Annotated in this window: 19 protein-coding genes and 2 pseudogenes; 11 read left to right on the forward strand and 10 right to left on the reverse strand. The window is 69.2% G+C overall.

Features of this window, described 5'->3' with window-relative positions; translation table 11 throughout:
- The first annotated feature begins 42 nt into the window (after positions 1 to 42).
- From FHX68_RS04540 to FHX68_RS04550, 3 genes are read left to right on the forward strand one after another with little or no spacing between them, the layout of a single operon-like run.
- Positions 43 to 1,317: a magnesium transporter MgtE N-terminal domain-containing protein gene (locus FHX68_RS04540; RefSeq protein WP_141379173.1), complete on the forward strand. Its 1,275-nt coding sequence runs from the start codon at positions 43 to 45 to the stop codon at positions 1,315 to 1,317.
- Complete coding sequence (locus FHX68_RS04545) at positions 1,317 to 1,889, forward strand: DUF1003 domain-containing protein (RefSeq protein WP_141379171.1); 573 nt, start codon at positions 1,317 to 1,319, stop codon at positions 1,887 to 1,889. Before FHX68_RS04540 ends, FHX68_RS04545 begins: the two co-directional genes overlap by 1 nt.
- Positions 1,886 to 3,046 (forward strand): P-loop NTPase, encoded by a 1,161-nt coding sequence (locus FHX68_RS04550; RefSeq protein ID WP_141379169.1) that lies wholly within the window; start codon positions 1,886 to 1,888, stop codon positions 3,044 to 3,046. Before FHX68_RS04545 ends, FHX68_RS04550 begins: the two co-directional genes overlap by 4 nt.
- Before the next feature lie 48 nt (positions 3,047 to 3,094).
- Here FHX68_RS04550 and FHX68_RS04555 read toward each other — a convergent pair whose 3' ends face one another.
- Positions 3,095 to 3,481, reverse strand: coding sequence for a twin-arginine translocase TatA/TatE family subunit (locus FHX68_RS04555; RefSeq protein WP_141379167.1), 387 nt, complete (start codon positions 3,479 to 3,481; stop codon positions 3,095 to 3,097).
- A gap of 75 nt (positions 3,482 to 3,556) precedes the next feature.
- On the opposite strand from FHX68_RS04555, the gene FHX68_RS04560 reads away from it, so the two are divergent.
- Positions 3,557 to 4,195: an O-methyltransferase gene (locus tag FHX68_RS04560; protein ID WP_141379165.1), complete on the forward strand. Its 639-nt coding sequence runs from the start codon at positions 3,557 to 3,559 to the stop codon at positions 4,193 to 4,195.
- Between the two features lie 86 nt (positions 4,196 to 4,281).
- Here FHX68_RS04560 and FHX68_RS04565 read toward each other — a convergent pair whose 3' ends face one another.
- From FHX68_RS04565 to dapE, 3 genes are all read right to left on the reverse strand, one after another.
- Positions 4,282 to 4,455, reverse strand: coding sequence for a DUF3117 domain-containing protein (locus tag FHX68_RS04565; RefSeq protein ID WP_141379163.1), 174 nt, complete (start codon positions 4,453 to 4,455; stop codon positions 4,282 to 4,284).
- A gap of 106 nt (positions 4,456 to 4,561) precedes the next feature.
- A complete protein-coding gene (locus FHX68_RS04570; RefSeq protein ID WP_174799060.1) occupies positions 4,562 to 5,770 on the reverse strand; it encodes a hypothetical protein in 1,209 nt (402 codons plus the stop codon).
- Positions 5,767 to 6,843, reverse strand: a complete 1,077-nt coding sequence (gene dapE / locus FHX68_RS04575) for a succinyl-diaminopimelate desuccinylase (RefSeq protein WP_141379160.1) — start codon at positions 6,841 to 6,843, stop codon at positions 5,767 to 5,769. Before dapE ends, FHX68_RS04570 begins: the two co-directional genes overlap by 4 nt.
- A 45-nt stretch (positions 6,844 to 6,888) precedes the next feature.
- On the opposite strand from dapE, the gene dapD reads away from it, so the two are divergent.
- From dapD to ppk2, 3 genes are read left to right on the forward strand one after another with little or no spacing between them, the layout of a single operon-like run.
- Positions 6,889 to 7,833 carry a 2,3,4,5-tetrahydropyridine-2,6-dicarboxylate N-succinyltransferase gene (gene dapD / locus FHX68_RS04580; RefSeq protein ID WP_141379158.1) on the forward strand — a complete coding sequence of 315 codons (945 nt, stop codon included), beginning with the start codon at positions 6,889 to 6,891 and terminating at the stop codon, positions 7,831 to 7,833.
- Entirely contained in the window at positions 7,830 to 8,348 is a 519-nt protein-coding gene (locus FHX68_RS04585; RefSeq protein ID WP_141379156.1) for an ASCH domain-containing protein, read from the forward strand. The genes dapD and FHX68_RS04585 overlap by 4 nt, the downstream gene beginning before the upstream one ends.
- Positions 8,329 to 9,126 carry a polyphosphate kinase 2 gene (gene ppk2, locus FHX68_RS04590; protein WP_141379306.1) on the forward strand — a complete coding sequence of 266 codons (798 nt, stop codon included), beginning with the start codon at positions 8,329 to 8,331 and terminating at the stop codon, positions 9,124 to 9,126. Before FHX68_RS04585 ends, ppk2 begins: the two co-directional genes overlap by 20 nt.
- Here ppk2 and FHX68_RS04595 read toward each other — a convergent pair.
- The 3 genes from FHX68_RS04595 to FHX68_RS04605 form a co-directional block, all read right to left on the reverse strand.
- The gene (locus FHX68_RS04595; protein WP_141379154.1) at positions 9,104 to 9,517 is read right to left on the reverse strand and encodes a hypothetical protein; all 414 of its coding nucleotides are present in this window, start codon (positions 9,515 to 9,517) and stop codon (positions 9,104 to 9,106) included. The two genes, ppk2 and FHX68_RS04595, sit on opposite strands and share 23 nt — an antisense overlap.
- Before the next feature lie 47 nt (positions 9,518 to 9,564).
- Positions 9,565 to 10,836: an IS110 family RNA-guided transposase gene (locus tag FHX68_RS04600; RefSeq protein WP_211345046.1), complete on the reverse strand. Its 1,272-nt coding sequence runs from the start codon at positions 10,834 to 10,836 to the stop codon at positions 9,565 to 9,567.
- Positions 10,837 to 11,093: 257 nt separating this feature from the next.
- A complete protein-coding gene (locus FHX68_RS04605; RefSeq protein ID WP_141920047.1) occupies positions 11,094 to 12,362 on the reverse strand; it encodes an IS256 family transposase in 1,269 nt (422 codons plus the stop codon).
- Positions 12,363 to 12,681: 319 nt separating this feature from the next.
- On the opposite strand from FHX68_RS04605, the gene FHX68_RS04610 reads away from it, so the two are divergent.
- On the forward strand, positions 12,682 to 13,953 hold the full coding sequence (locus FHX68_RS04610) for an IS110 family RNA-guided transposase (protein WP_211345047.1): 1,272 nt from the start codon (positions 12,682 to 12,684) through the stop codon (positions 13,951 to 13,953).
- Between the two features lie 416 nt (positions 13,954 to 14,369).
- Here the strand turns inward: FHX68_RS04610 and FHX68_RS04615 are convergent.
- Together FHX68_RS04615 and FHX68_RS04620 are read right to left on the reverse strand one after the other, a co-directional pair.
- Positions 14,370 to 15,074, reverse strand: a pseudogene (locus FHX68_RS04615) (IS256 family transposase); the annotation flags it as partial.
- A gap of 84 nt (positions 15,075 to 15,158) precedes the next feature.
- Positions 15,159 to 15,371 (reverse strand): hypothetical protein, encoded by a 213-nt coding sequence (locus FHX68_RS04620; RefSeq protein WP_141920050.1) that lies wholly within the window; start codon positions 15,369 to 15,371, stop codon positions 15,159 to 15,161.
- Between the two features lie 104 nt (positions 15,372 to 15,475).
- Here FHX68_RS04620 and FHX68_RS16120 point away from each other — a divergent pair, with 104 nt between their 5' ends.
- The 3 genes and pseudogenes from FHX68_RS16120 to FHX68_RS04635 form a co-directional block, all read left to right on the forward strand.
- Positions 15,476 to 15,841 carry a helix-turn-helix domain-containing protein gene (locus tag FHX68_RS16120; protein ID WP_425325855.1) on the forward strand — a complete coding sequence of 122 codons (366 nt, stop codon included), beginning with the start codon at positions 15,476 to 15,478 and terminating at the stop codon, positions 15,839 to 15,841.
- A protein-coding gene (locus FHX68_RS04630; RefSeq protein ID WP_141920053.1) for an IS3 family transposase occupies positions 15,813 to 16,990 on the forward strand; the annotation gives its coding sequence in 2 pieces (ribosomal slippage) (positions 15,813 to 16,071 and positions 16,071 to 16,990; 1,179 coding nt in all). Before FHX68_RS16120 ends, FHX68_RS04630 begins: the two co-directional genes overlap by 29 nt.
- 34 nt (positions 16,991 to 17,024) lie before the next feature.
- Positions 17,025 to 17,726 (forward strand): annotated as a pseudogene (locus FHX68_RS04635) (IS481 family transposase); the annotation flags it as partial.
- On the opposite strand, the gene FHX68_RS04640 reads toward FHX68_RS04635, so the two are convergent.
- Positions 17,649 to 19,382, reverse strand: a complete 1,734-nt coding sequence (locus tag FHX68_RS04640; RefSeq protein ID WP_141920055.1) for a hypothetical protein — start codon at positions 19,380 to 19,382, stop codon at positions 17,649 to 17,651. The pseudogene FHX68_RS04635 and the gene FHX68_RS04640 overlap by 78 nt on opposite strands.
- Between the last annotated feature and the right edge of the window lie 11 nt (positions 19,383 to 19,393).

Consider the following 19,393-nt stretch of genomic DNA (forward strand, 5'->3'; position numbering starts at 1 on the left):
GTGCGCCCCGCCCGCGGGCAGGCGGCCGACTACGCTGGAGAGGTGAGTACGCAGAGGGTTTTCGTCGCGCGGCTGGTCGGCTGCGCCGTGTTCGACCCCGCGGGCGACCGGCTCGGCAAAGTCCGCGACGTCGTCGTCATCTATCGAAAAGACGATCCGCCGCGCGTCGTCGGGCTCGTCGTCGAGATCCCCGGCCGACGCAACGTCTTCCTCTCGATCGGCCGGGTCACCTCGATCCGGGCCGGTCAGGTCATCACCACGGGCCTCATCAACGTGCGCCGCTTCCAGCAGCGCGGCGGCGAGGTGCGGGTCATGGCCGAGATGCTCGGCCGCAAGGTCTACTTCACCGACGGTTCCGGCGAGGCCGTGATCGAAGACGTCGCGATCGAGCGCGACCGGCTCGGCATGTGGGACATCGGCCAGCTCTTCCTCCGCAAGCCCAAGACCTCCGGCTCCCCGTTCGCGAAGGGTCCGACGACCTTCGCCGACTGGCAGGACGTGCGCGAGCAGCAGTCGCCCGGCGAGGCGCAGTCGGCCGAGCAGCTCGTCGCGACGTACTCCGAGCTGAAGCCCGCCGACCTCGCCAACACGCTCCTCGACCTCCCCGACGAGCGCCTCCTCGAGGTGGCCGAGGAGCTCAGCGACGGCCGACTCGCCGACGCCCTCGAGGAGATGCCCGAAGACGACCAGGTGCACATCCTCGAGGCGCTCGGCGACGAGCGCGCGGCCGACATCCTCGATCAGATGGAGCCCGACGACGCCGCCGACGTGCTCGCGCAGCTGCCCGAGGATCAGCGCGAAGAGCTCCTCGAGCTGATGGAGCCCGAAGAGGCCGAAGACGTCCGTGCCCTGCTGAAGTACGGGCCCGACACCGCCGGTGGTCTCATGACGAGCGAGCCGATCGTGCTGTCCGCCGACTCCACGGTCGCCGAGGCCCTCGCCCTCATCCGGCGCCACGAGCTGCACCCCGCCCTCGCCGCCGCGGTCTTCGTGACGCTGCCGCCGTACGAGACCCCGACCGGGCGCCTGCTCGGCACGGTGCACTTCCAGCGGATGCTGCGCTATCCCCCGCACGAGCGACTCGGCGCGATCATCGACGAGACCGCCGACGCCGTGCCGGCCACCGCGTCGGCCGCGGAGGTCGCGCGCATGCTCGCGAGCTACAACCTCGTCTCCCTCCCCGTCGTCGACCAGGCGCATCGCCTCGTCGGTGCGGTGAGCGTCGACGACATGCTCGACTACCTCCTGCCCGAAGACTGGCGCTCGCACGACGGCGACGAGACGCCGAAGCCTGCCGCGGGCAGAGCCCGCCGGTGATGGCGCGCGCTCCCAAGGTGAGCCTCGAAGACCCGCGCGGGCGCCGCACGGGTGTGCTCACCCGCACCCCCGCGCCCTCGCGCGACCGCTTCGGCCGCTTCACCGAGTGGGTGGCCCGGGCGATGGGCACCCCGGCGTTCCTCCTCCTGCTGAGCCTCTTCTGCGTCGGCTGGATCATGTGGAACACCCTCGCCCCCGAGAACTGGCGCTTCGACTCGCAGGTCTACGGGTTCACGGTGCTGACGCTCGTGCTCTCCCTGCAGGCGTCGTACGCAGCGCCCCTGATCCTGCTCGCGCAGAACCGTCAGGACGACCGCGACCGCGTGCAGATCGAGCAGGACCGTCAGCGCGCCGAGCGGAACCTGGCCGACACCGAGTACCTCGCCCGCGAGGTTGTGGCGCTGCGGATGGCGCTGACGGACCTCTCCGATCAGGTGCTCACGCGCGACGTGCTGCGGCAGGAGTTCAAGGCCCTGCTCGAGGAGCTCACGCCCGAGCCCCAACCGTCCGAGCCGGAATCCGCCGCTGACGCGCCCGGCGCCCCCGCAGCCCCCGGCGCCCCCGCACGATGACGACGGCACCCGCACCGGATGCCGAGGCCGTCGCCCGCGCCGTCGGCGCCGTCACCGACCCCGAGATCCGCCGCCCGCTCGCCGAGCTCGACATGGTGCGCGCGGTGCGGGTGGACGGTGACGTCGCCCACGTCGAGATCGCGTTGACGATCGTCGGATGCCCCGCCGCCGATCGCATCGAGCGGGACGTGCGCGCGGCCGCGGCATCCGTTCCGGGGATCGCGGGCGTCGATCTCGCGGTCGGCGTCATGACCCCCGCGGAGCGGTCGGCCCTCACCGAGCGCCTCCGCGGCGGCAGGGCCCGCGCCATGCCGTTCGGCCCCGATTCGCTCACCCGCGTGATCGCGGTGACGAGCGGCAAGGGCGGCGTCGGCAAGTCGACGCTCACCGCGAACCTCGCCGTCGCGCTCGCGGAGCGCGGCCTCGCGGTCGGCCTCATCGACGCCGACGTGCACGGATTCTCGATCCCGCCGCTTCTCGGCCTCGTCGAGCCCGACGGCCTGCCGCCGCAGCCCACCCGCATCGACGACCTGATGCTGCCGCCGGTCGCCTACGGCGTGAAGACGATCTCGATCGGCATGTTCCTCCCCCGCGACCAGCCCGCCGCGGCGGTCGCCTGGCGAGGCCCGATGCTGCACCGCACCGTGTCGCAGTTCCTCACCGACGTGTTCTTCGGCGACCTCGACGTGCTGCTGCTCGACATGCCGCCCGGCACCGGCGACGTCGCGATCTCGGTCGGCCAGCTGCTGCCGCACGCCGACGTGCTCGTCGTCACGACGCCGCAGACCGCGGCATCCGACGTCGCCGTGCGCAGCGGCCTCGTCGCCGGCCAGACCGGCCAGCACGTCATCGGCGTCGTCGAGAACATGGCCGCGATGACTCTCCCCGACGGGTCGGTGCTCGACCTGTTCGGCGCCGGCGGAGGGGCGGCCGTCGCGGCGGCGCTGTCCGCCTCCGCGCCGGACGCGCCTCCGGTGCCGCTCCTCGGATCGGTGCCGCTGAGTGTCGCGCTCCGCCGCGGCGGAGACACCGGCGTCCCCGTCGTCGTCGGCGACCCGACGGATGCCGCGGCGCGCGCCATCTCGGCCGTCGCCGATGCCCTCGCCCGCACCGGCCGCGGCCTCGCCGGGCGTCCCCTGCCGTTCACTCCGCGCTGACGCCCCGTCCGCCCGCCTCACGGGGCGGTGCGCTCGCGGGGCGCCGCCTCAGGTCGCTTCGTTGTCGAACGGCACTCCGGCCGCGGCGGCCTCGGGGTCGAAGACGGGCGCGAGCGGAGTCGTCGCGGTGGCCGCCGCGGCGGTGCCGACCGCGGCCGCCTGCACCGTGGGCACGGGGGCGTCTTCGAGCAGGGCGTCACGGATGATCCGCCGCGGGTCGTACTGACGGGGGTCGAGCTTGCGCCACTCGACGTCGTCGAAGTCGTCGCCCATCTCCTCCTTCACGCGCGAGCGCGCGCCGGCGAGCCACTCGCGGGCGCGCTGGGTGAAGCGGGCGAGCCCCTCCGCGTAGCGCGGGAGACGCTCGGGCCCGATGAGCAGCGCAGCCACGACGAGGAGCAGGAGGAACTTCTCCATGTCGTAGCCGAAGAACATGCCTCCAGGTTACCCGTGCGCCTGCCGCCTTCCCGCCTTCTCGCACCGTACTCTGGCGGAGAAGGAGTGGTATTCATGGCCGAGTCAGATGCGATCCGCAGGTACGCCCTGGAGGCCGCCGTCGAACCCGAGGCGATCGAGCGTGCCCGCGCCCGCGCCGTCGAGATCGGCGCCGACCCGATCAGTGCCGCCGTCGGCGCGCAGATCGCCGTGGTGACCGCCGCGACCGCGGCGCTCAGCATCGTCGAGATCGGCACGGGCGCCGGCGTCTCGGGGCTCTGGTTGCTGCACGGATCGCCGCGCGCCACCCTCACCACGATCGACAACGAGCCCGAGCACCTCGCCGCCGCGCGCACCGCGTTCGCCGAGGCGAAGATCGCCCCGGCCCGGTCGCGGTTCATCACCGGCCGCGCCGCCGACGTGCTGCCGCGCATGAACGAGGCATCCTATGACATTGTCCTCGTGGACGCCGATGCGGAAGGCGTCATCGAGTACGTCGAGCACGGGCTGCGGCTCGTGCGCGCCGGCGGCACCGTGCTCGTGCCGCGCGCGCTGCGCGGCGGGGCGGTCGCCGACCCGGTGCGCCGCGACCCGATCACGACGGCGTTCCGGTCGCTGATCGAGGAGACGCAGGCTTCCCCCGCGGTGCTCGGCGCCCTGTCGATCGTCGGCGAGGGCCTGCTGCAGCTGACGACGGTGCCCGCCGAGCACTGACGGCGCACCGCACTCCCGCCCCGCAGACGCCGAACGGCCGGTCACCTCCGCAGAGGTGCCGGCCGTTCGCACGGATCGTGAGGGCCTCAGGCGGCGCCGACGACCTCACCGAGCACGCCGTGCAGTTCCTTCGCCTCGTCATCATTGACGGAGACGACCAGGCGGCCACCGCCCTCGAGGGGAACGCGCACGATGATGAGGCGGCCTTCCTTCACCGCCTCCATAGGTCCGTCTCCGGTTCGCGGCTTCATGGCTGCCATTTGGGGGCTCCCTTTCGTCTTCGGACTACAACAGAGAGTTTATCGGTACACCGGGACACGCGCGCTCACGGTTGACACGGCACGCCTCACGGTGTCACACGCGAGGTCACGGGATCTGCGTGAACGTCGTGCCGAGCACGAGCATCTCGGAGATCCACCACCACTGCAGCGCGATGCCGACGACGAGCACCGACCAGCGCCACGCGGGATGACGGGGCAGCGCGAGCGCACCGTAGAGCGGGGCGAGCGGCAGCAGCAGACGGAAGGTGCTCGACTGCGGGAAGAAGACCAGCAGCAGGTAGATCACATAGCTCGCCGACCACAGCCGGATCTCGATGCCGAGCCGGCGCACGTGCGGCTCGAGCAGCAGCAGCGCCGCGACCGCGACGACGAGCACGCCGAGCGCGACGTACCCGAGCGGCTCGGACAGCCCCCAGACGCGGAACCAGATCGCGGATGCCTGGACGAACCCTTCGAACGGCACGAACCCGCCGTCGCCGCCGGTCCAGCCGCGCCGCCACGACAGCTCGGTCTGCATGTAGGCCGACGAGTCGCCGGTCACGAGTCCCGCGATCAGCTGCCAGGAGAAGCCGACGACGACCGCGAGAAGACCGAGCGCCACGATGTGCACGATCTGGACGGCGGGGAGCGGATCGGTGCGGCGGCGGAACCACCGCACGATACCGTAGAGGCCGAGCAGGAGGGCGAAGGCGAGCACGCCCGGGCGCGTGAAGCCCATCAGCGGGATGAGCAGGTAGAGCCACCCGAATCGGCGGCGCACGAGCGCGAGGAGGGCGAGGAAGAGCCACAGGAGGAAGAGGCTCTCGGCGTACCCCATCTGGAAGAGCGCCGCGAGCGGCCCTGCCGCGAACAGCGCGACGGCCCAGAGCGCGGCCGTCCTGTCGATGCGCTCGCGCAGCAGGTGGAAGAGCGCGAGGCACGCGAAGTACCCCGCGACCAGCGACACGAGGATCGCCGCGATCGGGTACTGCCCGCCGATCACGAACGAGAGTCCCCGCGCGAGGGCCGGATAGAGCGGCATGAACGCCCACGCGTTCTGGGTGACCTCACCCGAGGCATCCAGGGGCAGCTCCGTCGGGTATCCCGCGGTCGCGACCACCCAGTACCACTGGCCGTCCCAGCGCATCGAGAGCGATCCGATCGTCGCCCCGCCGCCGCCCGTGCGGTTCGCGATCTCGGCGCCGACGAGGAAGAACACCGTCGTGATCGCGCGCGCCGCGAGGTAGATCGCACCGACGCTCAGCGCCGGGCGCAGCAGGCGCCGCGGCGCGGCGGCGACGAGATCGCCCGTCACCGGGCGGTCAACCAGGCGCGCAGGGCCCGCTCGACGTCTTCGATCTGGGCGACGGGGACGCGCTCCTGGTCGTGGTGGGCGAGGCTCGGGTCGCCGGGGCCGTAGTTCACCGCCGGAACGCCGAGCGCCGAGAACCGGGCGACGTCGGTCCAGCCGTACTTCGGGCGCGGCTCGCCGCCCACGGCGGCCAGGAACTCCTGCGCGAGCGGCGCGTCGAGCCCCGGCCGCGCCCCCGCGGCGGCGTCGACGATCTCGACCTCGAAGCCGGCGAGCACCTCGCGCACGTGCGCTTCGGCGCCCCCGACGGTGCGGCTCGGCGCGAAGCGGAAGTTCACCTCGACCTCGCACAGGTCGGGGATGACGTTGCCCGCGACCCCGCCCGTGATGCGGACGGCGTTCAGACCCTCGCGGTAGACCAGGCCGTCGACGTCGATCTCGGCCGGCTGGTAGGCGGCGAGGCGAGTGAGGATCGGCGCGGCGGCGTGGATCGCGTTCTCCCCCATCCACGCCCGGGCGCTGTGCGCGCGGGCGCCGTGGGTGCGCGCGATCGCGCGGAGCGTGCCGTTGCAGCCGCCCTCGACGGCGCCGTTCGACGGCTCGCCGAGGATCGCGAAGTCGCCGGCGAACAGGTCGGGGCGAGTGCGCGCGAGCCGGGTGAGGCCGTTCAGGTCGGAGTCGACCTCTTCGTTGTCGTACCACATCCAGGTGATGTCGACGCGGGGCGCGACGAGCTCGGCGGCGAGCTTCAGCTGCACCGCCGTGCCGCCCTTCATGTCGACCGTGCCGCGGCCCCAGAGGTAGCGCTCGCCGTCTTCGACGACCTCGCGCGTGGGCAGGTTGGCGTTGATCGGCACCGTGTCGATGTGTCCGGCGATCACGACGCGCTGCGCGCGACCCAGCTGCGTGCGGGCGACGATCGTGTCGCCGTCCCGGTAGACGTCGAGGTGGTCGAGCGGGTCGACGGCGGCGAAGATCGCGTCGGCGAGCGGGGTCTCGTCCCCCGAGACGCTGGGGATGTCGCAGATCGCACGGGTGAGCTCGACGGAGCCGGCGGTGAGGTCCAGGCGGGGCATGGGCCCGAGTCTAGCCAGCGCCGCGTCGCCGGTACGCTGGGAGGCATGACTGAACAGCGTTGGATCTGGGGGGCAGGCCTCGCCACGATCGCCGGTGACGGCACCGTCCTCGACACCTGGTTCCCCTCTCCCGCCACCGGCCGCGCCCCCGCCGAGCCCGACACCGCCGCGCTCGACGCGCAGGCAGGGCCCGACGAGCGCCGCGATGTCACCGTCGAGACGGTCGTCGTCGAGATCGACCTGGATGCCCCGCCGCAGGCCACGAGCGACGCCTACCTGCGCCTGCACGCACTGTCGCACCTGCTCGTCGCCCCGAACGAGCTGAACCTCACCGGCATCTTCGCGCACCTCCCGAACGTCGCCTGGACGAACGCCGGACCGGTCCACCCCGACGCGTTCGCGCGGCTGCGCCCGCGGCTGCAGCGCGCCGGCGTCCAGCTGCAGGGGCTCGACAAGTTCCCGCGGCTCACCGACTATGTCGTGCCGGCGGGGGTGCGCATCGCGGATGCCTCGCGCGTGCGCCTCGGCGCCCACCTCGCGCCCGGCACGACCGTCATGCACGAGGGCTTCGTCAACTTCAACGCGGGCACGGTCGGGGCCTCCATGATCGAGGGTCGGATCTCGCAGGGAGTCGTCGTCGGCGACGGGTCGGACATCGGTGGCGGCGCATCCATCATGGGGACGCTCTCGGGCGGCGGCACGCACCGCGTGTCGATCGGCGCGCGGACGCTCCTCGGAGCGAACGCGGGCATCGGCATCTCGCTCGGCGACGACTGCATCGTCGAGGCGGGCCTGTACGTCACCGCCGGGTCGAAGATCGTGCTGCCGAACGAGCCGCCGCTGCACGACGGCAGCCGCCCCGTCGTCAAGGGTGCACAGCTGTCGGGTCAGAACGGCATCCTGTTCCGCCGTAATTCGCTGTCGGGTGCGATCGAGGCCGTGCGCCGCGAGGGCAAGGGCGTCACGCTCAACGAGGCCCTGCACGCGTGAACGAGGCCGCCGTCGCCGCGTTCTGGGACGACGAGCGCCGGCAAGAGGATGCCACGCTGCCACCTCAGCCGCCCGTGGCCTGGGCGTTCGGGGCGACGCCCGAGCACGCCGATGAGCTGCTGGCGCTCGTCCCCGAGGGCGTCAAAACGGGGACGGCGTCGACCGTCTGGGAGTACGAGGACGGCGGCGAGACGATGCCCGTCGTCGGCGAGCTGAGCATCATCCTCGACGGGTCCGGCGAACCGCAGGCGGTCATCCGCACGACGGCTCTCGAGGTCGTACCGTTCGACCGCGTCGGGCCGGAGCATGCGCACTCCGAGGGCGAGGGAGACCGCACTCTCGCCTCCTGGCGCGAGGCGCACGAACGCTACTGGCGGGCGCACTCCACGTCGCCGCGCGGATTCGCCCAAGACATGCCGGTGCTCTGCGAACGGTTCGAGTTGCTCTGGCCACGCCCGGCGTGGGCCCCGGTACGCTCGGGTCATGAGCGAGCGGATGCCGAAGAAGGCGTATGAGAAGGAGCTGAAGGCCTTGCAGGCCAGGCTCGTCGATATGCAGGCGTGGGTGCAGTCCACCGGCGCGCGGGTCGTCGTCATCTTCGAGGGGCGGGATGCCGCGGGCAAGGGCTCGACCATCAGCCGCGTCTCGCAGTACCTCAACCCGCGCGTCGCGCGCGTCGTGGCGCTGCCGACCCCGACCGAGCGCGAGAAGACCCAGTGGTACTTCCAGCGGTACGTGGCGAATCTGCCGGCCGCGGGCGAGATCGTGCTGATGGATCGCTCCTGGTACAACCGCGCGGGGGTCGAGCACGTCATGGGCTACTGCACGAACATGGAGTACCACCGGTTCCTGCATCAGGCGCCGATCTTCGAGCGGATGCTCGTCGAAGACGGCATCCTGCTGCTGAAGTACTGGTTCAGCGTGTCCGACGTCGAGCAGGAGGCGCGGTTCCGCTCGCGCAACGAAGATCCGATGCGGCGCTGGAAGCTCTCCCCCAACGACGTCCTGTCGATCACCAAGTGGGAGGACTACTCGCGCGCGAAGGACACGATGTTCGTGCACACGGACATCCCCGAAGCACGCTGGTTCGAGGTCGACAACGAGGACAAGCGCCGCGGCCGGATCAACATGATCCACCATCTGCTGTCGCAGATCCCCTACCAGCCGGTGGAGCGCGAGCCCATCGACATCCCCGAGCGTCCCGCCTCGGGCGGGTACGAGCGGCCGCCGCGCGAGCTGCAGAACTACGTGCCCGACTACGCCGCCGAGGTCATCGCGCGGGGCGCCGGCTGAGCCCGTCTCCGTCGACGCGCCGCCACGGATCGCCTCGCTCCTCGGCGTCCCAGTGCACGCGCGGCTCGTCGATCTCGCGCACCTTCCCGGTCAGCCAGTAGGTTTCATCGGGACCCCACCCGCCGATGACGCTCGAGTACTCGGCATCCACCACGATCTCGCGCGTGGCGGCAGTGAGGTAGCCCCAGCCGCTGAGGTGCACGGCATCCCAGTCGTCGGCGACACGCGACCAATCCGGCAGTAGCCACCGGCCGCCCCGCCCCGTGACCCGGTACCAGTCGTGGCGGCGGCTGTTCGTCACGTCGAGCGGGTACGTGCGGCACAGGTGCGCCCAGTCCGCCGCGCCGTGGATCTCGTACGTCCGACCCGCACCCCGCACCGGAATCGCCACGGCGCGGGTCCAGGGTGAGTCCCATAGGGTGGATGCTCCTATTGCTGTCAAGCGGCCAGTGGCGGGCTGATCTGCTCCAGGGTGGCGGTCGCTCGGGCCTCGAGTTCAGGGTCGGCGCGAGTGCCGATCTCGAGTCGTCGGAGCCGCTGGTAGGGGACGCCGAGAGTGGCGGCGAGAACGCTGATCGGGATGCCTTTCGCTTGTCGGCGTGCTCGGAGTTCGCGCCCGACGGGATTGTCGGTGGCGGGATTGAGCAGAGCGGCATAGATCTCGTTCGCGACGTGTCGTTTGAGGCAGCGCATGATGTCACGGTCGGTGAGTTGCTCCGAACGACGCCTCTCGAAGTAGGCCATCGTCCGAGGCTCGCGATGCCGCATGCGCAACAGCACAATCCGGTGCAGCGCGGCGTTCGCGTGCCGGTTCCCGCCGCGAGAGAGTCGATGCCGTGTGCGTTGTCCGGAGGAGGCGGGGATCGGGGCGACACCGGCGAGAGCGGCGAAGCTGGCGCGGGTTCCGAGCCGCTCGGGGTTGTCGCCCGCGGCGACCAGGAGCGTCGCTGCGGTGACAGGACCGACTCCGCTCAGGGACAGCAGCGTGGGGTTGACCTGCCGGACGAGCATCTCCAACTGTTGTTCTATCAGGTCGATCTCGGCTTGCATCGTGAGGTGTCGGACCGCGAACCGTCGCAGTGTCTGCCGGGCGACGACCGCGGGATCGGGGGACGTGATTGTTCCGGGCCGAGTCTTGGCGAGCGTGTTCACCAGACGCGGCCCGCTGAGAGCGCGGAACGCCTGTCGCACGAGCTCGGGTGCGGTGATCAGCAGCGCGTGGATCTGGTTCATCACTTGCGCTCTGGCCTTGGCCGTCGAGCGCCGCTCTGCGAGGAGGATCCGCATCGACTCGACCGCGCCATCACCAGACTTTGGGATCGCGGTGTCCGTTCCTGAGAGGACAGCGGCCGCTGCCTGGTGGGCGTCGAGGGGGTCGGACTTGCCGCGACGACGGCGGGCTTGCCGGTCCTGTCGCGCGACTTCGATGACGGTCAGCCCCGCCGTGGTCAGCGCGCGTGCGAGGCCAGCCCCGTACGACCCCGTTCCCTCCACCCCGATACGGACGACATCACCGTGCGCGTGGAGGAACGCGACGATCTGCGCGTAACCGCGACCGTCGGCACGGAACTCTCGGTCCGCGACAGGTCGGCCCACGAGATCGAGGATCGCGACGTGATGCGTGTTCTTGTGCGTGTCGACCCCGGCGACCAACTCGGAGCCTGGTGGCAACGGGTTGGTCAGCGGCGGGTCGAGTGTCATGCTCGTCATTGACGGGATTCCCTTCCAATGGTGATGAACGTCACCGCGGGTCGGGTGAGTGCAGACAGCACAAAGGTGAGACGACTTTCCGGTCAGGCTCCTATCAAGTCATGTGCCCGCCCGGCCCGCAGCGACCCCGGCGTCGACGGACAGATCCACAAAAAGACAGCCGCGAACGGCGTCCGTGTAATTTCGGGTCACGCCGGCGCCGGAGCCGAATCCATCATCTCTGTGTCATTCCGTTGTTCCCTGTGGGTGGGTGGTGGTCAGGCGGTGAGGTAGAGCTCGGGGCGGGCGGGTTCGGTGTGTTCGTGGAGGGTGTGGACGAGTTTGCGCATGGAGATGTCGGAGAAGTAGCGACGTTCGCCGTATTGCCATTCCTCGTGCTGTTCTTGGAGGACGGCGCCGATGAGGCGGGTGACGCTGCCCTGGTCGGGGAAGATCTGGACGACGTCGGCGCGGCGTTTGATCTCCCGGTTCAGCCGCTCGATGGGATTGTTCGACCAGACTTTCTGCCAGTGCTCGCGGGGCAGCGCCGCGAACCCGGTCATGTCCGGTTCGGCGGCCTCGAGCATGGCGGCGATCTCGGGGAATGAGCCGCGGAGGCTGTCGGTGACGGCCTGGTATTGGGCGGTGACGGCTTCGGTGGTGGTCTGCGCGAAGATCGTGGAGATCAGTGCGTTGACCGGCTTGGAGCGGGCGGAGCCAATCTTCTGGGTGACGTTGCGAGCGAAATGGACCCGGCATCTCTGCCATCCCGTGCCAGGCAGGATCGCTTTGACCGCGGCTTTCAGGCCGGCGTGCGCGTCGGAGGTGACCAGGATTGCGCCGAGCGGGTCGGCATCGGTCGCGACCTTCAGTCCGCGCTCGCGCAGCGAGCGGAGGAACTCGGTCCAGAAGTCCGTCGTCTCCGCGTCGCCCAGCGCCATTCCGAGGATCTCCCGCCGGCCTTCGCCGCTGACACCGGTCGCGACGACGAGGGCCTGCGAGACGACCCGGCCGCGATGGCGGACGTCGAGGTAGGTGGCGTCGAGGAACAGGTAAGGGAACCAGGTGTGATCGATCCGCCGGTGCAAGAACTCGTGGACCGCTTCGTCGATCTCGCCGCAGATCCGCGATACCGTCGAGCGGGAGATGCCGGTGTCGTTGCCCAACGCGCGGACCAGATGCTCGACCTTGCGGGTGGACACCCCGTCGATCCAGGCCTGGCAGATCACCGCGTAGAGCGCCTTGTCGACCCGCCGCCGCGGGTGCAGCAGCGAGGGGAAGAACGACCCCTCCCGCAGCTTCGGGAGCTGAAGGTCCACCTCCCCGGCCGGGGTGGCGAGCGTCTTCGGGCGGGTGCCGTTGCGGCGGGTCGTCCGCTCCGGGGAACGCTCGTAACGGGCGGCGCCGATCTTCGCCGTTGCTTCCGCGTCGACGAGGTCTTGCAGCCCGGCCTGCAGCATCCGGCGGAACACGTCCTGATGCGCGAGCTCGGGATCGGCGAGGACTTCGCCGATCAGGGTCGAAAGGGCAGACTGGTACTGGGTCATCGTGGGATCTCTGCTTTGCTTCTTGCCGGAAACAACTGGTCATCCCACGGTGGCCCTTCAACGTCTACGACGACGAGAACCCCGCGGGAATTGACACAGAGATGATGGATTCGGCTCCGGCGCCGGCGTGACCCGAAATTACACGGACGCCGTTCGCGGCTGTCTTTTTGTGGATCTGTCCGTCGACGCCGGGGTCGCTGCGGGCCGGGCGGGCACATGACTTGATAGGAGCCTGACCGGAAAGTCGTCTCACCTTTGTGCTGTCTGCACTCACCCGACCCGCGGTGACGTTCATCACCATTGGAAGGGAATCCCGTCAATGACGAGCATGACACTCGACCCGCCGCTGACCAACCCGTTGCCACCAGGCTCCGAGTTGGTCGCCGGGGTCGACACGCACAAGAACACGCATCACGTCGCGATCCTCGATCTCGTGGGCCGACCTGTCGCGGACCGAGAGTTCCGTGCCGACGGTCGCGGTTACGCGCAGATCGTCGCGTTCCTCCACGCGCACGGTGATGTCGTCCGTATCGGGGTGGAGGGAACGGGGTCGTACGGGGCTGGCCTCGCACGCGCGCTGACCACGGCGGGGCTGACCGTCATCGAAGTCGCGCGACAGGACCGGCAAGCCCGCCGTCGTCGCGGCAAGTCCGACCCCCTCGACGCCCACCAGGCAGCGGCCGCTGTCCTCTCAGGAACGGACACCGCGATCCCAAAGTCTGGTGATGGCGCGGTCGAGTCGATGCGGATCCTCCTCGCAGAGCGGCGCTCGACGGCCAAGGCCAGAGCGCAAGTGATGAACCAGATCCACGCGCTGCTGATCACCGCACCCGAGCTCGTGCGACAGGCGTTCCGCGCTCTCAGCGGGCCGCGTCTGGTGAACACGCTCGCCAAGACTCGGCCCGGAACAATCACGTCCCCCGATCCCGCGGTCGTCGCCCGGCAGACACTGCGACGGTTCGCGGTCCGACACCTCACGATGCAAGCCGAGATCGACCTGATAGAACAACAGTTGGAGATGCTCGTCCGGCAGGTCAACCCCACGCTGCTGTCCCTGAGCGGAGTCGGTCCTGTCACCGCAGCGACGCTCCTGGTCGCCGCGGGCGACAACCCCGAGCGGCTCGGAACCCGCGCCAGCTTCGCCGCTCTCGCCGGTGTCGCCCCGATCCCCGCCTCCTCCGGACAACGCACACGGCATCGACTCTCTCGCGGCGGGAACCGGCACGCGAACGCCGCGCTGCACCGGATTGTGCTGTTGCGCATGCGGCATCGCGAGCCTCGGACGATGGCCCACTTCGAGAGGCGTCGTTCGGAGCAACTCACCGACCGTGACATCATGCGCTGCCTCAAACGACACGTCGCGAACGAGATCTATGCCGCTCTGCTCAATCCCGCCACCGACAATCCCGTCGGGCGCGAACTCCGAGCACGCCGACAAGCGAAAGGCATCCCGATCAGCGTTCTCGCCGCCACTCTCGGCGTCCCCTACCAGCGGCTCCGACGACTCGAGATCGGCACTCGCGCCGACCCTGAACTCGAGGCCCGAGCGACCGCCACCCTGGAGCAGATCAGCCCGCCACTGGCCGCTTGACAGCAATAGGAGCATCCACCCTATGGGACTCACCCGCTGCTGGATGCGAAGGCGGCGCATCGGTCACGTCGCGCGTATGACCATCTCCGCTGGATTGCGGCAACGCATGGCATCTCGCGTTCGCGGATTGACGAGGTCATCGAGATCGCGGGTCTGACGTCGGTGGACCCCCGCCGGACAAGCTCGTCCTCGAACCGGCGGGCTATGTCTTCCAGTGGACCGGCGATGAGCACACCGCGTCCCTCGATCTCGATCCTGACCATGAACTGCTCTCCTGTCTCCTCAAGTTGAGAAGACCAGCCGATCAGGATCACACGATTATGCCGACAACCGCAGCCCGCCCACCGCCGCTGACCAGGACCGCCCGAGCATCATCGGCATAACCGCGCACACGGCATAACAGACCACGATGCACACGTCCTCGACACCGCGGTTCTTGATCTCGGTGAGCACGCCCAGCCAGAACTTCGCGCCCTCGCCGCCATCGCCGGCCCAGATCCCGAGGATGTCGCGCTCCCCGGCCGTGGTGACGCCGACGGCGACGTAGAACGGCTTGTTGCGCACCTGCCCGTCCCGGACCTTCACCACGATCGCGTCGATGAACACCACCGGGTAGGCCCGGTCCAGTGGACGGTTCTGCCACTCGGTCATCTCCTCGATCACCTTGTCGGTGATCTTCGAGATCGTGTCCTTGCTGACACTCGCCCCGTAGACGTCGTCGAAGTGCGCCGCGACCTCACCAGTCGTCAGCCGGCGCGCGGTCAGCGACAGGACAATCTCGTCGATCCCGTCCAACCGCCGCTGCCGCTTGCGCACGATCTTCGGCTGGAACGACCCGTCACGATCTCTCGGCACGTCGATCTCGACGGCACCGACCTCGGTGAGCACGGTCTTGGACCGGGTCCCGTTGCGCGCGTTCTCGCCGTTCGATGACGCGTGCTTCTCATAGCCGAGATGCTCGGTCATCTCCGCCTCGAGCGCGGTCTCGAGCACGGTCTTCGTCAGCCCGCCCAGCAGCCTCCCGGCCCCACGAGGCTGACGCCCTGCTCCTTCGCCTGCGCAAGCAGCTGCTCGGCGATCTGTTGCTGATCGATGATCTCTCCTGTCACAGGATCGATCATCTCGATGGTCTGGCTCATAGCCCTTCCTTTCGGTCAGGCCAGTCCCAGATCCACCGTTTTGCTGACAGTCCCGCGCGCCTGCTGTTAGGGGCGCGGTTGCGCAGAGGACGCCTGCTGCAGGAGGTCTGCGAGCTGGATGAGGTCGGTGCGATCGGCGGCATGCCGGATACGTGCTCGGAACTGGTCCCAGTCGCTGGCTCCGATGCGCTGTTCGGCGAGGATCGGGTTCGCGGCGTCGAGGAGCCGGGTTGCCCAGGCCAGGAGCGGGTGGACGGCATCAGCGGGCGCGTTGAGCACCGGGGCTAGGTGTACTGACCCAGATCGTTGTTGACGTAGGAGAGACCTCCGGGGTCGAGTTGGAGCTGTCTAAGTTCTTCAGCTCAAACGCACGGAGGTCTCTCTTGTCTCACGCTAATGCCCGGCTGACTCCGGCCGGCCGGTTGATCATGGTTCAGCGCATCCAGTCGGGGCGTGCGGTCGCGCATGTTGCCGCGGAAATGGGGATCTCCCGCACGACCGCGTGGCGGTGGTGGCGCAGGTTCCGGGAGTGCGGCCCGGCGGGCCTGATCGATCGTTCCAGCGTCGCCCGCTCCCACCCTCGCCAGACCAAAGCGTGCGTGGAGGCGAGGGTGCGGATCATGCGGCACCTCACTCGGCGTGGGCCGGTGTTCATCGCTGACAAGTGGGGTGTGACACTTCTTGTAGACGGTCGTTACCAGGAAGGAACGACAGGCAGAGATGTCTACGAATCGCAGGAAGTTCACTGAGGAGTTCAAGGCCGACGCGGTCCAGCTCGTCGTGCAGGGCGGCCGCCCGATCGCGCAGGTCGCGCGGGAGTTGGAGATCAACGAGAGCTCGCTCGGGTACTGGGTGAAGGCGTATCGGGCCCAGCACCCCGACCCGGAGACGGCGCCGCCACCGGTGGAGGCCGCGCGGATCGCACGGTTGGAAGCGGAGAACCGGCGGCTCGCGGAGGAGAACGCGTTCTTGAAAAAAGCCGCGGCCTTCTTCGCGAAGGAGCAGCGGTGAGCGAGAAGTTCACGCTGATGCACGCGGAGAAGGCCACCTTCACGATCGAGCTGATGGCGCGCCTGCTCAGCGTCTCACGCGCCGGCTACTACGCGTGGGCGAAGCGGCGGGACACGATCCCGCCGACCACGGCGCGGAGGGTGTGGCTGTCTGGTGTGATCACGCAGATCCACGACGACTCGCACGGGGTGAACGGGTTCCGGCGGGTGCTCGCCGAATTGTCTCGCCGCGGGATCGCCGCGTCGGAGGGTCTGGTCCGCAAGATCATGCGGGAGGCGGGGATCTTCGGGATCCAGCCCCGCTCCAAGAAGCGCACCACGATCCCCGCCGACGACGTGGTGACCCGCCCCGATCTGCTCAAGCGGGACTTCACCGCCGACCGGCCCGGGGTCCGCTTCGTCGGCGACATCACCTACCTGCGCACCGGGGAAGGGTGGCTGTATCTGGCGACGGTGATCGACCTGTTCAACCGTGAGGTCGTGGGCTGGTCGATGGCTGAGCACATGCGCACCGAGCTGATCGGCGACGCCCTCACGATGGCCCATACCCACGGGCGCATCGAGTCGGGCGCTCTGTTCCACTCGGACCGCGGAAGCCAGTACACCTCTGACGAGTACGCCAAGCTCGCGGGCCGTTTCGGGGTGCGGTTGTCGGTGGGAAGGACCGGGGTGTGCTGGGACAACTCGGTCGCCGAATCGTGGTTCTCGATGCTCAAGAACGAGATGTACTACCGGCAGTCCTTCGCGACCCGGCGGCGAGCGAGATTCGCCGTGATGCAGTACATAGAGGTGTTCTACAACCGCCGCCGGCTGCACTCCACCCTCGGCTACCGCACCCCCGCCGAGACCCGGGCCGCCTACTACGCCCAGACCGCAACCGCGGCCTGAAATCCACAAAGAGATCGTCTACGAAGCTTGACACAGCCCAAAGCTCGGCTTGCAGGCCTCAACGGTCGGTAGGGTGTTGCGCCGCCACCACGTGCCGTTGCTGCGGGAGCTGGACCCGGTCACGGGGTCCGTGATCCGCGCGACCCGCCGATCCGCGCAGCGTTACGAGCATGATCATCCCGGGTCCCTGATCCACGTTGATGTGAAGAAACTCGGCCGTATCCCCGACGGCGGCGGATGGCGTCTGCATGGCCGCGGGCAACGTCCTGCGCGCAAGCGGGGCCTGGGTTACGACTACGTGCACACCGTCATCGACGACCATTCCCGAGTTGCTTACGCGGAGATCCACGACGACGAGAAAGGCACCACCGCGGCGGGCGTCCTCGACCGCGCGATCGCGTTCTACGCGCGCCTCGGCGTCACAGTCGAACGCGTCATCAGCGACAACGCGTTCGCTTACCGCCACTCGGCCGCGTTCAAGGCAGTGGTCGACGCGCACGGCATCCGACAGCGGTTCATCAAACCGCACTGCCCCTGGACCAACGGGAAAGTCGAACGCCTCAACCGCACCCTCGCCACCGAGTGGGCCTACGCCCGCCCCTGGAGCTCGAACGACGACCGAAAAGCAGGGTTGACGACCTGGCTCGACCACTACAACCTAGACAGGCACCACCTCGGCATCGGAGGCAAAACCCCCATCGACCGAATCAACAACGGTCGAGGTCAGTACATCTAGGCCGTTGGTGATGCGCTCGGCTCCGGGCAGGTCGCCTGCGCGCAGCGCCTCGAACAGGGCGGCTCGCTTGGGTTCGTCGGCGCTGGTGAGGGTGCCTTCGTAGTGGAGACGGTCGAGTCGGGCGAGCAAACGTGCGGCACGCCCGGCTGGACTATCCGCGGCTTCGTCGCGGATGGCGAGGATGCGGTGGATGTTGTCAGGCAGGAATGGGCCGTGGTTGCCGGTGCGCTTGTCCATGAAGCGGAGGATCTGCGCGCCGCCGATGCCGATTCCGTCGACGGCGGTCACGACCGCGTCGGGGATGTTGTCGAATCGGAACCCGGCTGAGAAGTAGGTCAGCAGTCCCTTCTCATGTGCACGGTGGACGAGCGTGAGTGCGAGGGGGCCGCCGAGCTGGTCGGTGATACACCGGCTCGGGTAGGTGTCGGCGGTCCCGTCCCAGGTGACTTTGTCGAGTCCGGCCTGCGCGGCGATCTCGATGCCGAGCAGCCCGATCTCCTCCGCTGTGGTGGCACGGATCACTTCCCGGCGGGCGCGGATGGTCTCTTCGCGGTCGTCGAGGATGGGGGTGTTGATGTTGAACGCCGCGGAGAGTACTTGGGCGTGTCGGTCGCGGCGCACTTCGCGGGCGAGGGCGGACAGGAGCCGGATCGCTTCGGTCGCGGTGAGCCGCTCGACGGAGAATTTGACTTCCGCGAGTCCGTCGGACAGCAGTGAGGATGCTGCGGCGGCGAATGTGCGGCTGGTCTTGATGAGCGAGTCTTCGACGGTTCCGTCCAGCAGCGGCCGGCCGATGTAGCTGGAGGTCGGTGCGGCCTCGGCGGTGTGCAGGCGGACGCGGGCGACGGTGCGCGGGGAGGGAATCCGGTAGGGCTCGAGTTCTTCCCGGCTGCGGCTGACGCCGCGTTCGAGGTGCTCGACGTGCACGATGACGCCGTGGAGGTAGCCGGGATACCGGGTGGTGCCGGCGAGGTGCCCTTCGCCGGGGTCGGTGATCGAGGCGTAGGTTTGCACGTCGCGGAACCCCGAGGTGCCCCAGATCGGGTATGGCCCGGGGATGTGCACGCCCTGGTCGAGCAGCCAGTAAGCGGCTCGTACCGCGATGCGCTCGTCGATGGTGAGGTTGTCCTCGCCGTCACGGCGGTACGCGATCAACGCGGAAGCGGCGGCGAGGAAGTCCTGCTCTGGGCGGGCGTAGCGCTCGTGATCGATGCGGATGGAGACGTCCAGGCCGTCATCGGTGAAGATCGCGTGCGCCCGGGCTGCCGAGCTGGTGGGCTCGAAGCCGTCGCGGAACGCGGCCAGCGCCGTCCGGTAGGCGGTACCGAGGGCTTCGAGGCCGTGGTCCGGCGCCTGCGTCAGCTCGATCGTTTCGGTGAACCTGTTGATCAGGTCCGTCTGATCGGAGAATCGGTCCGCGAACCGTGCGAGGTCGGCCCGGACGCGATTCTCGGTGTCTCGCAGGGTCTCCTGGGTGGGGAGCCGGTAGGAGTCGGTCTTGGTGAAGGTGTCGTCGGTGAACCGTTCCCGGGTGAGGACGGCATCGGCGCGGACGAGGAGGTCGCCGAGGTGCTCGACGATCAGGTGGGTGGCGGCGCCGGCGGGTATCTGCGCGGTGGTGGGCTGGAGACCAGCCCGGGGAACGAGGGTGACCATGTCAAGGCAGT

The organism is Microbacterium lacticum (assembly GCF_006716815.1).
Classification (GTDB): domain Bacteria; phylum Actinomycetota; class Actinomycetes; order Actinomycetales; family Microbacteriaceae; genus Microbacterium; species Microbacterium lacticum.

What these genes read in the sequence shown, in the direction of transcription:
- FHX68_RS04545 (WP_141379171.1), top strand. Translation starts at nt 1,317, where the DNA reads ATGGCGCGCGCTCCCAAGGTGAGCCTCGAAGACCCGCGCGGGCGCCGC.
- FHX68_RS04550 (WP_141379169.1), top strand. Translation starts at nt 1,886, where the DNA reads ATGACGACGGCACCCGCACCGGATGCCGAGGCCGTCGCCCGCGCCGTC.
- FHX68_RS04555 (WP_141379167.1), bottom strand. Translation starts at nt 3,481, where the DNA reads ATGTTCTTCGGCTACGACATGGAGAAGTTCCTCCTGCTCCTCGTCGTG.
- FHX68_RS04560 (WP_141379165.1), top strand. Translation starts at nt 3,557, where the DNA reads ATGGCCGAGTCAGATGCGATCCGCAGGTACGCCCTGGAGGCCGCCGTC.
- FHX68_RS04565 (WP_141379163.1), bottom strand. Translation starts at nt 4,455, where the DNA reads ATGGCAGCCATGAAGCCGCGAACCGGAGACGGACCTATGGAGGCGGTG.
- dapE (WP_141379160.1), bottom strand. Translation starts at nt 6,843, where the DNA reads ATGCCCCGCCTGGACCTCACCGCCGGCTCCGTCGAGCTCACCCGTGCG.
- dapD (WP_141379158.1), top strand. Translation starts at nt 6,889, where the DNA reads ATGACTGAACAGCGTTGGATCTGGGGGGCAGGCCTCGCCACGATCGCC.
- ppk2 (WP_141379306.1), top strand. Translation starts at nt 8,329, where the DNA reads ATGCCGAAGAAGGCGTATGAGAAGGAGCTGAAGGCCTTGCAGGCCAGG.
- FHX68_RS04600 (WP_211345046.1), bottom strand. Translation starts at nt 10,836, where the DNA reads ATGACGAGCATGACACTCGACCCGCCGCTGACCAACCCGTTGCCACCA.
- FHX68_RS04605 (WP_141920047.1), bottom strand. Translation starts at nt 12,362, where the DNA reads ATGACCCAGTACCAGTCTGCCCTTTCGACCCTGATCGGCGAAGTCCTC.
- FHX68_RS04610 (WP_211345047.1), top strand. Translation starts at nt 12,682, where the DNA reads ATGACGAGCATGACACTCGACCCGCCGCTGACCAACCCGTTGCCACCA.
- FHX68_RS04640 (WP_141920055.1), bottom strand. Translation starts at nt 19,382, where the DNA reads ATGGTCACCCTCGTTCCCCGGGCTGGTCTCCAGCCCACCACCGCGCAG.